This window comes from Streptomyces sp. NPDC085481 (assembly GCF_044541845.1).
In the GTDB taxonomy this organism is placed as follows: Bacteria; Actinomycetota; Actinomycetes; order Streptomycetales; family Streptomycetaceae; genus Streptomyces.
This window is the reverse complement of record NZ_JBITTJ010000008.1, coordinates 38898-51426: the sequence shown is the minus strand read 5'-3', so window position 1 is coordinate 51426 and position 12529 is coordinate 38898. Positions and strand designations below refer to the sequence as shown.

8 protein-coding genes and 2 pseudogenes are annotated in these 12529 nt (G+C 73.5%); 7 read left to right on the top strand and 3 right to left on the bottom strand.

Annotated features, from left to right (window positions below):
- Positions 1 to 49: 49 nt before the first annotated feature.
- The 3 genes from ACIGEZ_RS18495 to ACIGEZ_RS18485 all read left to right on the top strand — a co-directional run bounded on the left by ACIGEZ_RS18495 (position 50) and on the right by ACIGEZ_RS18485 (position 3145).
- The gene (locus tag ACIGEZ_RS18495) at positions 50 to 649 is read left to right on the top strand and encodes a TetR/AcrR family transcriptional regulator (RefSeq protein WP_399832240.1); all 600 of its coding nucleotides are present in this window, start codon (positions 50 to 52) and stop codon (positions 647 to 649) included.
- Positions 646 to 2223, top strand: coding sequence for a glycerol-3-phosphate dehydrogenase/oxidase (locus ACIGEZ_RS18490; protein ID WP_399832238.1), 1578 nt, complete (start codon positions 646 to 648; stop codon positions 2221 to 2223). The genes ACIGEZ_RS18495 and ACIGEZ_RS18490 overlap by 4 nt, the downstream gene beginning before the upstream one ends.
- 118 nt (positions 2224 to 2341) lie before the next feature.
- Positions 2342 to 3145: a TIGR01458 family HAD-type hydrolase gene (locus ACIGEZ_RS18485; RefSeq protein ID WP_399832236.1), complete on the top strand. Its 804-nt coding sequence runs from the start codon at positions 2342 to 2344 to the stop codon at positions 3143 to 3145.
- A 196-nt stretch (positions 3146 to 3341) separates the two neighbouring features.
- Here ACIGEZ_RS18485 and ACIGEZ_RS18480 read toward each other — a convergent pair whose 3' ends face one another.
- A complete protein-coding gene (locus ACIGEZ_RS18480; RefSeq protein WP_399832234.1) occupies positions 3342 to 4028 on the bottom strand; it encodes a DUF4232 domain-containing protein in 687 nt (228 codons plus the stop codon).
- Positions 4029 to 4314: 286 nt separating this feature from the next.
- On the opposite strand from ACIGEZ_RS18480, the gene ACIGEZ_RS18475 reads away from it, so the two are divergent.
- The 4 genes and pseudogenes from ACIGEZ_RS18475 to ACIGEZ_RS18460 all read left to right on the top strand — a co-directional run.
- Positions 4315 to 4671, top strand: coding sequence for a CU044_2847 family protein (locus tag ACIGEZ_RS18475; RefSeq protein ID WP_399832232.1), 357 nt, complete (start codon positions 4315 to 4317; stop codon positions 4669 to 4671).
- Between the two features lie 6 nt (positions 4672 to 4677).
- On the top strand, positions 4678 to 8820 hold the full coding sequence (locus tag ACIGEZ_RS18470; RefSeq protein ID WP_399832230.1) for a trypsin-like peptidase domain-containing protein: 4143 nt from the start codon (positions 4678 to 4680) through the stop codon (positions 8818 to 8820).
- Between the two features lie 181 nt (positions 8821 to 9001).
- Positions 9002 to 9382, top strand: a pseudogene (locus ACIGEZ_RS18465) (ATP-binding cassette domain-containing protein); the annotation flags it as partial.
- Positions 9355 to 10106, top strand: a pseudogene (locus ACIGEZ_RS18460) (metal ABC transporter solute-binding protein, Zn/Mn family); the annotation flags it as partial. The pseudogenes ACIGEZ_RS18465 and ACIGEZ_RS18460, both read left to right, overlap by 28 nt.
- Before the next feature lie 52 nt (positions 10107 to 10158).
- Here the strand turns inward: ACIGEZ_RS18460 and ACIGEZ_RS18455 are convergent.
- Both ACIGEZ_RS18455 and ACIGEZ_RS18450 read right to left on the bottom strand, forming a co-directional pair.
- Entirely contained in the window at positions 10159 to 11157 is a 999-nt protein-coding gene (locus ACIGEZ_RS18455; protein WP_399832228.1) for a sugar ABC transporter permease, read from the bottom strand.
- On the bottom strand, positions 11154 to 12290 hold the full coding sequence (locus tag ACIGEZ_RS18450; RefSeq protein WP_399832730.1) for an MFS transporter: 1137 nt from the start codon (positions 12288 to 12290) through the stop codon (positions 11154 to 11156). Before ACIGEZ_RS18450 ends, ACIGEZ_RS18455 begins: the two co-directional genes overlap by 4 nt.
- Between the last annotated feature and the right edge of the window lie 239 nt (positions 12291 to 12529).

The following is a 12529-nucleotide window of genomic DNA, read 5'->3' as shown; positions in this document are numbered from 1 at the left end:
TCACGGATGGCGCTGCCACTCGGCCGGCGCTGGCATTACACTGTGACAGATGACGCCCATTCGTCACAACCATGCAGACGCAGATCCCGTGCTCGACGCCGCACGCGACTGCGTGCTCGCCGTCGGCGTACGGCGGACCACGCTCACCGACATCGCCCGGCGCGCGGGCGTGTCCCGGATGACGCTCTACCGGCGCTGGCCCGACGTGCGCAGCCTGGTAGGCGACCTGATGACCCGTGAGTGGATCGCCGTCGCCGCCGGTGCCATGCCGCCCTCCGACGACGACCGGCCCGAACGGGACCGGATCGTCGAGGGGCTCGTCGCGGGCGCCGCGGCGTTCCGGGCCCACCCGCTCTTCCACAAGATCCTCGACGTCGACCCCGAGCTGCTGCTGCCGTACATCCTCGACCGCCGGGGCGCGAGCCAGGACGCCCTGCTCGGGCTCCTGCACACGGCACTCGAGGACGGCCACGAGGACGGCTCCGTACGCCGCGTCCGGCCGGACCTGCAGGCCCGGTCCCTGCTGCTCGTCGTCCAGTCCTTCACGCTCTCGCTGCGCACCATGACCGACGAGACCGATCCCGAACTGAGCGAAGCCGCCTTCCTCGACGAGCTGCGCACCCTGCTGGAGAGGACCATCGCCCCATGAACCCCACGAGCAGCCCCGCCCTGCCCGGCTCCTCGCTCGACGCCCGGCGGCGCCTGCGCGACCTGGCCCGACTGGCGGACGGCGACGCCGACAGCGTGGTCGACGTACTCGTCGTCGGGCTCGGTGCCACCGGAGCGGGAGCCGCGCTCGACGCGGCCACCCGTGGGCTCACCGTCGCCGCGATCGACGCACACGACCTCGCTTTCGGCACCTCCCGCTGGAGCTCCAAGCTGATCCACGGCGGCCTGCGCTACCTCGCGTCCGGACAGCTCGACGTCGCCCACGAGAGTGCGGTCGAGCGCGGCATCCTCATGGAACGCACCGCCCCCCACCTCGTGCGCGCCCAGCCCTTCGTCCTGCCCCTCACCCCGCTCGTCAGCCGCGGGCAGGCCGCGCTCGCCCGCGCCGGATTCCTCGCGGGCGACCTGCTGCGCGTCGGCGCGCGCACCTCGCGCAGCACGCTGCCCCAGCCGCGCACGCTGTCGGCGGTCGAGACCCGTCACCTCGCCCCGGCCCTGCGCACCACCGGGCTGCGCGGCGGACTGCTGTCCTGGGACGGCCGGCTCTCCGACGACGCACGACTCGTGACCGCCATCGCCCGCACCGCGGCCGCGTACGGCGCCCGCGTCCTCACCCGCACCCGAGCCCTGGAGCTCCACCCCGACGGTGCGCTGGTCCGCGACGAGACCACCGGCCAGGAGCTGCGCATCCGCGCGCGTACCGTCGTCAACGCGACCGGCGTCTGGGCGGGCGGCCTCGTCGACGACGTACGTCTGCGGCCCTCACGCGGCACCCATCTCGTCCTGCGCTCCGAGAACCTCGGCCGCCTCTCCGCGGGCCTGCACATCCCCATCCCCGGTGAGTCGAACCGCTTCGTCCTGGTCCTGCCCCAGGGCGACGGACGCGTGTACGTCGGTCTCACCGACGAACCCGTCGACGGCGACGTCCCCGACGTGCCGGAGGTCCCCGAGACCGACATCGGCTTCCTCCTCGACGTACTCGGCTCCGCACTGGACGTCACCGTCCAACGCACGGACGTGGTCGGGGCCTTCGCGGGCCTGCGGCCCCTGCTCGACACCCAGGACGCGGCGGGTCGCACCGCCGACATCTCGCGCCGGCACGCCGTGCTCACCTCGCCCGACGGCATCGTCACCGTCGTCGGCGGCAAGCTGACCACCTACCGCCGCATGGCCCAGGACGCCGTCGACGCCGCCGTGGCGGCCCGCGGCCTCACCGCCGGCCCGTGCCGTACGGCCTCCGTACCCCTCGTCGGCGCCGCACGGCCGCAGACCCTCGCCGGGCTCGACGTCCCGCCCCGTCTCGTGTACCGCTACGGCTCCGAGGCACCGGCCGTTCACGCGCTCGGTCTCGAGGACCCGGCACTCGCCCGGCCCGTCGTACCCGGCCACCCCGTCACGGGTGCCGAACTGCTGTGGGCGGTCCGCCACGAAGGCGCCCTCGACATCTCCGACCTCCTCGACCGCCGCACCCGCATCGGCCTGGTCCCGGAGGACCGCTCCATCGCCGAAGAAGCAGCCCGCGACGCCCTCGCACGCACCGCGCCGGTGCAGTGACGTGCAGCGACCTCGACGTGGGTGAGATGCGGGAGAAACGCAGGTGAGAAGGGGGTGAAGACGCTGGTGAGACGCGGGTGAGACGCGGATGCCCGGCACCGCGGCTACCGTCGGCTCCATGGAAGGAATCCGAGCGGTCCTGGTCGACATCGACGGCGTCCTCACCGTCTCCTGGAAGCCCCTGCCGGGAGCGGTCCCGGCCATGGAGCGACTGCGCGGCGCGGGGCTCCGCGTCGCGCTGGTCACCAACAACACCTCCCGCACCAGGGCCACCATCGCCTCGCGCCTGGCCGGCCTCGGCTTCCCCGTCGACGCCGGAGACATCCTGACCGCCCCCGTGGCCACGGCGGCGTATCTGCGCGAGCACTTTCCCGGCGCGCGCTGCCTCCTGCTCAACAGCGGTGACGTACGGGAGGACCTGCCGGGCGTCACGCTCGTCGAGGAGGGTGCTGACGCCGAGGTCGTCGTGCTCGGCGGAGCCGGGGCCGAGTTCGGCTACGAGGCCCTCAACCGGGTGTTCCGGCAACTACAGCGCGGCGCCCGGCTGGTGTCGATGCACCGCAACCTGTACTGGCGGACCGAGGGCGGCCTCGACCTGGACACCGGGGCGTTCCTCGAAGGGCTCGAGAAGGCCGCCCGCACCGTGGCGGACGTGACGGGCAAGCCGGCTCCCGCGTTCTTCGCGAGCGCCCTCGCCCATCTCGGCGTCGACGCGTCGGAGGCGCTGATGGTCGGCGACGACATCGAATCCGATGTGCTGGCCGCCCAGCGCTCCGGCATCACCGGCGTACTGGTGAGGACGGGCAAATACCTCCCCGAGACGCACCGCGCCGCCTCCGGCACGCCCGACCACGTCCTCGACTCCTTCGCCGGCCTTCCCGACCTGCTCGCGGCCGGCGGCGGGACGCCTCAGCACGGATGAACGGTGCTTCCTTTCCTCCCCACAGGCCAGGGCGTTCCGCTCCGAGGCGGAGGCCGTGGGTCTCGCCCACCCGGGCCGGCGACATCCGCCTGTGCGTGATGAAGCCCCTCGACGCCCGGGGGCGCCGGTGCGGGGAGCTGTCGCTGGGGGTGCGCGAGGGGTAGTGCGGGCGTCGTCGTGGCAGCGGGTCGTGCGGTCAGTCGCCCTGGCCCGCGCTTCCGAGCGGTCCGACCTTCACCGGGGATCCGGAGCCGTCCGTGACGGGCAGGGTCGCGGCGCCCGGCCAGGCGAGGGTGACCGTCTTCGTCTCGTTCGGCGGGGTCACCAGGAGTCCGGTGATGCGGACGCCGGAGCCGCCCGTCTCGTCGAACGGGTAGGTGATGCCGAACGCCACCGACTTCCCGCTCTTGAGGGTGATCGGGGTGGCCCGCTCACCCGTGCGCTTCGCGGACAGCGTGCCCGCGTTGGTCCTCAGGTCGACGCCCGCGTACCCGGATAGCACGCAGACCCGGCCGCCGCCGTTCGTCAGCTGCACGGCGACGGTTCCTTCGGGGTCACCGTCGATCGTGCTGTCCATCGCCGTGATCTCCAGCTCGTCGGTACGGCACTTGCCGGGCTTGCCGCCCTCGCCGCTCCCGTCGGAGCCGCTTCCGGCGGCCGTGCCCTGCCCGGCGGAGCTCTTCCCGGCGGAGTCCTTTCCGCCGGAGCCCTTCCCGGCTCCCTGCCCCGAACCACCGGTGTCCGAACCGCCGGCCGAGGAAGACGTGGTGGCCGCGGACGACGGTGCGCTCTGTCCCGCGCCGCCGCCGTCGTCGCAGGCCGTCAGCGAGAGACCCGCCGCGGCGACCAGGGCGGCCGCGAGGGTGAGCTTGTGAACGCGCATGGTTTCGTCCTCTGTATGGGTGGGCGGTGCCGGCCGCTCGGTACGAGCGAGCGCTTCCGCCCACCAAGACCCGTCAGGACCGGCGAGTCGTTCCGCCCAACCGCCCGGTAATACATTCCTGTTACACACAGCCATGGGCCGCAGACCTTTACTCGCCTCGCGCCGGCGCTCTGCGGGATGCGAAGGCCGCGGAAATCGACGATCCTGGTCTTGTTTCCTGAGCGGACCTGTCCACGACCTTCGATCGCATCAGCCGAGCTCCGATTCGGTGGATGGAGGAGGCGCTGTGGTAGCCCTGACCCGCATTCCCTTGGATGGCGGGGGCTGCGTTCTGGTGGAGGATCCGACGCTGTCGGAAGGGCCGGTGAAAGCCGGCCGCGTCGGCGACACCATGCATGAGCTGCACGGGAGTCTGCAGGCGGCCCTGGAGCCCATCACGGAGGCCGCACACGCCACCCTCGAGCAACTGCGCAAGGCGCGCCCGGACGCGATCACCGTCGAGTTCGGGGTCAATCTGGCGGTCGAGGCCGGCGCCGTGATCACCAAGGGCCGCGCCGAAGGCCATCTGAAGGTGACCGTGTCCTGGCAGCGCGACGGAGCCGCTCCGCCTCCGCTGCCTCCCGCGGACGAAGAGCGGAGTTGAGCCCCGGTGCCCAGGGCACCGACCTCGTCGGACGGGCCGGGGATGGCGCGGCTTCCCCCTGCCGTGGGCCAGGTCCTCGGGCAGGACGGCACTGTGGCGGGGGCGGGTTTCCTGGTGTCCGGCGACCTCCTCGCCACCTGCGCGCACGTGGCGCGGGCAGCGGGCCACGGCCCCGGTGACCGTGTGGAAGTGGTCTTCCCGCGGGTGGCCGGCGAGGAGCGGTTCGGTGGCCTGGTCCTGGAAGAACCCTGGCGTGCCCCCGAGGCCGAGGACGTGGCCTTCGTCCGTCTCGACGGCGTCCCCGCCGGAGCGGAGGCACTGCCACTGGGGCCCGCCGGGGGCAGTCGCGGCCACCGGGTGCGTTCGTTCGGTTTCCCCGCCCAGGCCCCGCGGGAAGGACACTTCGGCTTCGGGGTGGCCGGCGACCTGCTGCCGGCCGTGCCGGGCGGGAGTGAGCTGCTCCAGCTGACCGACGCCAACGACCTCACCACCGGGTTCAGCGGCGGACCGGTTCTCGACGAGGAGACCGGCCTGGTCATCGGCATGATCACCGAGATCACGGCCCCCGACGCGTACGAACGGGGGCAGAACATCGCGTACGTCACGCCGACGCGGACGCTGCGGGCTCTGCTTCCCGAGCTCGTCGAGAGCGACTTGTGTCCCTATCGCGGTCTGGAGTCCTTCACCGCCGAACAGGCACGGTGGTTCGAAGGCCGCCAGGACGCGGTACGGCAGGTCATGGCGAGCCTCGCCCGCAAGCAGCGGCTCACGCTTCTGCTCGGCCCCTCCGGCTCCGGCAAGTCGTCGTTGATCCAGGCGGGTGTCCTGCGGGAACTCGCCGCGGGCGAGCTGCCGGGCAGCGACCGGTGGTTCACCGTCCTCGTCCGGCCGCGGCAGGACCTGTCGTCCGAGATCGAGCACGCCGGACTGCCCGGCGCCACCACCGACGGGATCGCCGCGGCCGTTGCCCGCCGCCTCGGGGCCGAACCCGAGCCCGGCCATGTCCTCCTGGTCGTCGACCAGTTCGAGGAGGTCTTCACCCAGCCCACCGCGGACGGACAGCGCGACCACCGGCCGGTCGCCGGCGAGATCGCCGCGGCCGCCGAATCGTCCGACCGGCTCAGCGTGATCCTGATCATGCGCGACGACTTCTACCCCCAACTGGCCGCGCAGGCTCCCGCACTGCTGGAAGCGGCAACCCCCGGGCTCCTGAACGTCCCGAACAGCCTCGGCAAGCAGGATCTGCACGACATCATCACCCTGCCCGCCGAGGACGTGCGGCTCCGGTTCCAGGCGGGACTGCCGGAGCAGATCATCGCGGATGTCCTGGCCACGGCCCCCGACGGCGGGGACGCGCTTCAGGTACCCGCCACCGTCCTGCCCCTCCTGGAACTCACGCTCAGCCAGCTTTGGGAGCGGCGCCAGGACGGCTACCTCACCCACGAGGCGTACCGGCGTATCGGAGGGGTGACCGGAAGCCTGACGAACTGGTGCGACACCGCTCTCGACGTGCTGTCCACGGAACAGCGGACCGTGGCCCGGCGGATTCTCACCTCCCTGGTGCGCCCGGAGGATCCCACCCGCCGCATTCCCCCCACCCGCGCCCAGGTTCCCCTCGACGAACTGCGCGAGCTCGCAGCCGACCTGGACGGCACGCCTGGCGAAGGCGGCGGGTTCGACGAGGTCCTCGCCGTCCTCACGCACCACCGCATCGTCACCACCCAGACCCTCGGCGCCGGCGAGGGCCCCGGTATCTCTCCCGGCCGGCCGGTGGCCGAGCTGATCCATGACGCGCTCATCCACGACTGGCCCGCCCTGAACACGTGGGTGGGTCAGGAGCACCAGTTCCAGGAGTGGTTGGAGCGCACCCGCGAGCGGCGCGCGCGCTGGGCCGCCGGGCAGGACCCCGGAGACCTGCTGGCCGGAACTGCCCTGGCGGAGGGTCTCGGCTGGGGGCGCAAACGCCATCTGCCGGGTGACATCGCGGCCTTTCTCACGGCGAGCAAGCAGCGCCAGCACGCCGTCATCCGGCGCAGCAGACGCCTCAACAGCATCCTCGCGACCCTGCTGGTGCTCGCTCTGCTCGCCGTGGGCGGGGCCGTCTGGCAGTGGCGGTCGGCCGTGACCGCTCGCGAGACTGCACTGTCCCGGCAGCTGGCCGCCCAGTCCACCGAGCTCATCACCACGAACCCGGAACTCGCCTCGCTGCTCGCCGTCAAGGCGTATCGCACGAACCACAACGCCGAATCCCTGGAGAGCCTGCGGAACGCGGCGTCTCTGCCGCAGCACCGTCGTCTGACCGGACACACCGAGACGGTCCGCACCGTAGTGTTCAGCCCGAACGGGAAGATCCTCGCGACGGTGGGCGACGACCGCACGCTGCGCCTGTGGGACGTGGCCACCGGCCGGGCCCACATGATCCGCAAGGAGCATACGAACGAGGTCTACTCGGCCGCGTTCAGCCCCGACGGCAAGACCCTCGCGACCGGCGACGCCGACGACACGGTGCGGCTGTGGAACACGACCACCGGCGAGTCCCGCGCCATCCGGAACGAGGGCGCCGGCCAAGTGGTCTCCGTGGCCGTCAGCCCTGACGGGCGCACCCTGGCGACCGCAGGCGCCGACACCAAGGTGCGCCTGAGGGACGCGAAGACCGGCGAGCTCCTCAAGACCCTGCCCGGGCACACCGATGTCGTGTACTCGGTCGCGTTCAGCCGCGACAGCGGCACGCTGGTCTCCGGCAGCACGGACGGGACGGCGCTGATGTGGGACGCCGCCACCGGGAGGCGGCTGAGGAAGCTGGACCATCCCGGCCCGGTCTCCTCGGTCGCGTTCGACCGCGTCGGGAGGACCGTCGCCGTCGGCGGCGAGGACGGTACGGTGCAGCTGTGGGACACGACCACCGGCGAAGCCCGCAGTACGGAAAGCGGCAGCGCTGTGGAGTCGGTGGCGTTCAGCCCGGACGGACGCACCTTCGCCACCGGCAGCGACAACGTCGTGCAGCTGTGGGACACCGCCACCGGTGCGGCCCTCACGAGTCTGTTCGGCCACACCGACGACGTGCTGTCGGTGGCGTTCAGCCCGGACGGACGCATCCTGGCGTCGGCCGGACTCGACCGCACGGTGCGGCTGTGGGACACGACCAGCGGAGCGGTACGCGCCACCCGGGCCGGGCATTCCGGCGGGGTGCTCGCGGTGGCGATCGACCCCAAGGGAAAGATCCTCGCCAGCGGCGACTCCCTTGGGGACGTCCGGCTGACGGACCTGGCCACCGGAGCGGTCCTGGCTCCCGTCGCCCGACACGGCGGCGGGGTGCTGTCCGTGGCGTTCAGCCCCGACGGGCACACGCTTGCCACGGGCAGCATGGACACCAGGGTGCGCCTGATCGACGTGGACACGGGCGAGATCCGCGAGCTTCCCCAAGAACACGTCGCCGCCGTACACGGTGTGGCCTTCAGTCCCGAAGGCGACCTCCTGGCCTCGGTCGCCGCCGATCGTACGGTCGTCCTGTGGGACCCGGACACGGGCAAGCGCGTCGACGTCCTGCAGCAGCAGGCCAGCGGGATCAACAAGGTGGCCTTCAGCCGTGACGGACGCACCCTCGCCACCGCGGGCAGCGACGCGCACGTACGGCTGTGGGACGTGACCACCGGCAGACTCCTCGCCACTCTCAGGGGCCACACCAGTCAGGTGACGTCGGTGGCCTTCAGTTCCGACGGACACACTCTCGCCTCGGGCAGCTCGGACCGCACCGTCCGGCTGTGGGACTTCCCGTCCGGCGCCCCCCGCGCCACCCTGCTCGGGCCGACGGACGAGGTGGACGCGGTGGCGTTCAGTCCCGACGGGCACGTGCTCGCCGCCGCGGGTCTCGATCTCTCCACGCGGCTGTGGGACGCCGACTCCCGCAAGCCCCTCATCATCCTGATCGGGCACACCAACGCGGTGTTCGCCGTGGCGTTCAGCCGCGACGGCCGCACCCTCGCCACCGGCGGGGTCGACAAGATCGTACGGCTGTGGAACACCACCCTCCCCGAGCCCGCCGCAGCGGTCGCGAGCATCTGCCGGACCGTCGGCCGTGACCTCACCCCACAGGAGCGGTCGGCCTACCTGCCGGGCCAGTCGGGCGGTCCCGTGTGCGATTCGGGCTGAACCGTGCCTCGTACTCCGGCATGGCCCCCGGGCCGGCGTCGTCTGGGGGCCTAAGGCGCGGCGGGGAGGTGGCCGGCAGGCGGTCATGTCCGGTTCCCGGCACCGGGCGGGAACTCGGCGCCCGTCCTGTCCGACTTCTTCACCGCACCGGCACGGCAGCGGCGAAGGCAGAGGGCAGAGGATGGGCGGACTGGACATACGCATGCGCGAAGTCACCTGTCGGCACGGCCGGAACGATGCCGTCGTCGGGGTGGACCTGGAGATCGCCGCCGGTGAACGCGTCGCGCTGACCGGGACGAACGGGTCCGGGAAGACGACGCTGCTGCGGGCCGTCCTCGGGCTGCACCGGCAGGCGAGCGGCGTCGTCGAGGTCGGCGGACACTCCGCGCGCACCGCCGCCGAGTGGGCGCGGCGGCGTCGGTCGTGTGCCTGGATCCCGCAGAAGCCCGCCGCCGGACGGTTCCCGCTACGCGGGGACGAGCTGCTCGCGAGCAGCGGGGATCCGGCCGGGGCCGCGGGGGCCGCTCATCGGCTGGGAGTGGGCGGGCTGACCGCGAGGCCGGCACCGGCTCCGACGCCGACGCCGGTCACGAGGCGGCGGGGGACAAGCCGGTCGTCGTCGTGACGACCACGTGGGAGGGGGCCTTCGCCAAAGCCGCCGGGGCCGAGGACGTCACGGTGATCGTGCCGCGGTCCGTGCACCACGCGCCCGACTACGACCCTAAGCCGTCGGACCTGGCCGCCGTCGCGAAAGCCGATTTCGTGCTCTACGCGCCCTTCGAGCCGTACGCCGCGAAGATCAAGGAGGCGGCCGGCTCGAAGGCGAAGCCGGTCGAGGTGAACCTCGACAACGACCCGGCCAGGGCCGGTGCCGAGGTCGTACGCCTCGGTGGCCTGTTCGGTACGAAGGACGCCGCCGCCCGGTGGAAGACCCGTCTCGACGGCGAGGTCACGAAGCTGAACGGCGAGCTCGAGTCCGCCTGGCCGGGCGGGAGGAGACCGGCGGTCGTCACCCAGGTCTTCACGGCCTGGGCTGCCGGTCTCGCGGGTGCCACGACGGTGGGTACGTACGGCCCGGAGCGGTGACCCCCGCCCGGCTGGCCTCCCTCTCGGCGAAGAAGCCCGCGTTCGTTCTCGACAACGCGCACATGTCGACGGGCACCGTGCTGCCGGACTCGGGTGCCGAGCAGGTGAGCATCGTGAACTACCCGGGCGACGATCTGGACCTGCTCGCGGTGTACCGGGGCGCCGCGGCCGTGCTGAAGGAGGCCATGGGCGGGGCCTGACCGGACGGGTCGCGGGAGGGGGAGGGCCGTGGCGCGGGCCCTCCCCCTCCTGTCATGCGCGGGTGAGGGCGGCGGCCCGTTCCTCGGTGATCTGGCGACGCAGCGCCGCCCGGTCGGGTTTGCCGGCGGCCGTGAGCGGCGATTCCGCCCGGGACGCGCACGCTGTCGACCACGCGGCTCCGGGGACGAGCGCGAGCTTCAGGAGAGCGACCGCGGTGATGGCGGCGGCGGAGGAGTCGCGTGGGCCGTCGGGACGGTGGGCGTCCGCCGCCGGAACCGGCGGGCCGTCGAGCATCGCGCAGTCGGCGAGGAGGAGTCCGGCCGCTTCCGTCAGCCGGTCCGGCCGCCAGGGCAGGGTGTCCGCGACCGCGTCCGCGACCAGAAGGGCGTCCGCGGCGGCGAGGAGGAGCCATGCCTCGCCCCGGGTCCAGCCGGGGGCGGGATCGGCCTCCGCCGTCCAGCCGTTCGTCCCGTCCCAGCGCCATGCCGGGCAGGGCCGCCGGGCACCGTCGCCGGGCAGGCACAGATCCAGGTGGCGGTGCAGGTGCGCGGCGGCAGCCGTCCGCCCCTCGGGCCCGGCCGACGCCAGCAGGGGTACGAGGCCGGGGGCACCGTCCGCACGGGCCCGCAGCCGTGCACCGCCGAGGGCCGCACCCCACGGGACGAGGCCGAGGACCGGATCGAAGGCGCCGACGGCGGTCTTCGCCGCGTGCTCCCGCAGGGCCCGCGCCGCCGCGTCCCCGGCGGCGAGGGCGGTGCCGTACCAGAGGACGAGGCCCCTGGTCGCGGTGTCCGCCTCCGCCCAGGGGGCCAGCCGTGCGGTGACGGCGGCGGCCGCCGTGCGGTCCGCGCCCATCCCGGTACGGCCGGCCCTGAGCCAGAGAAGCCCTGCCCAGAATCCACCCGTCCACGATCCGCGTGCCGTGGTCGTCCACCGTCCGTCGGCCGGGTCGGCGTACAGCGGAAAGCGGTCCCCCACGTGCTCCGCCGTCTCCCCCACCCGCCGGAGCACGAGGCCGAGGGCTTCCTCGGCCCAGCCCAGGGCGCTCACCGCGGTCCCTCCGCGCGAGTACGGCGGTCCCGTACGGCCCAGGCGAGCGCTACCGCCGCCGCAGCGGCGAACTCCGCGGCGACCAGGACCCATCCGTACCCGTACCGTCCGTGCTCCGCGAGCAGCCCGAACGCCGGCGGCCCCACGGCGAACCCGGCGAAGAAGCCGGCGGCGACCAGGGCGGAATCCTGTCCGGCCCGGCCGGGCCCCGACCGCTGCATCACCAGCACCATCGAGACGGCGTTGCCGGCCACGGCGAACACCCCGACCGCCACGGCGGCCACCCACACGAGGCGGTCGACGCGGACGGCGGTGGCCAGGAGCAGGGCCGCACCCACCGCCCCGGCCGCGAGCAGGCCCGGCAGCCAGGGTGCGCGGCCCGGGGTGGCGGCGCGGGACCAGCCGACCCGGCCGGCGATCCCGGCGACGCCGAGGACGGCGACCAGCGCGCCCGCCGCCGTGGGCCCCATACCGAGGCGCTGGGCTCCGAACAGGGCCAGGTACGTGTTGACGGAGGCGATGCCCGCACCGAGGAAGAGCGAGAAGGCCACCAGCCAGGGCACGGGTGCGGAGGGGCGGGACCGTGCCGTGCCGCTCGCGACCCCCTTCGGCCGCGGTGGCGCGTCGGCCGGCAGCGCGCGCCAGGCCCACAGGGCCGCGAGGAGCGCCGCACCGGCGGCGACCCAGACCGCTCCGCGCCAGCCGATGGCGCCCGCGGCCGCGGCGAGGGGCAACCCGGCGGCGAAGGCTCCCAGTTGGACGCCGGACTGTTTGGTGCCGGTGACCCCGCCCCTCCTCGACACCGGGACGGCGACCATGATCGCCTTGTTCGTCGCGGGGTTGGCGAGCGCCTGTGGCAGGCCGCCCAGCGCGACGGCCGCGAGGAGCGGTCCGGGGCCCGGCGCTGCGCCGATCAGGCCCAGGGCGATCGCCGAAAGGGCGAGCAGGGCCACGAGGGCCCGGCGGGGTCCGACGCGGTCGACGATCCGGCCGCCGACGGGCGAGAGGACGGCCGCCGTGCCGAAGCCCACCGTGGTGGTCAGGCCCAGCACGGCCTCCGGGACACCGAGCCGGTCGACGAGACGCGGGCCGAGCGCTCCGAGCAGGAAGAGCTGCAGCATCGAGAAGGCCATGGCCGTGGTCAGCAGCGCGGTCAGCCCGCGGTCCGCCCCTCGCACGCCATCGGCAGGTGCCTCCGCCGCCGTACCCGCGGTCCTCACCCCGTACCCCCTCCCCCGTTCGGCCTGCGGGCGGAACGCCTCGCCTTCGAGGAGTCGTGGCGACCGTGCCGGAAGTTCCCGAGGCGCTCTTGTGGGACGCGCCACAGTCGCGTACTCATGTCCCGACAGGTCGAGGGGGCGGCCCGGGACGG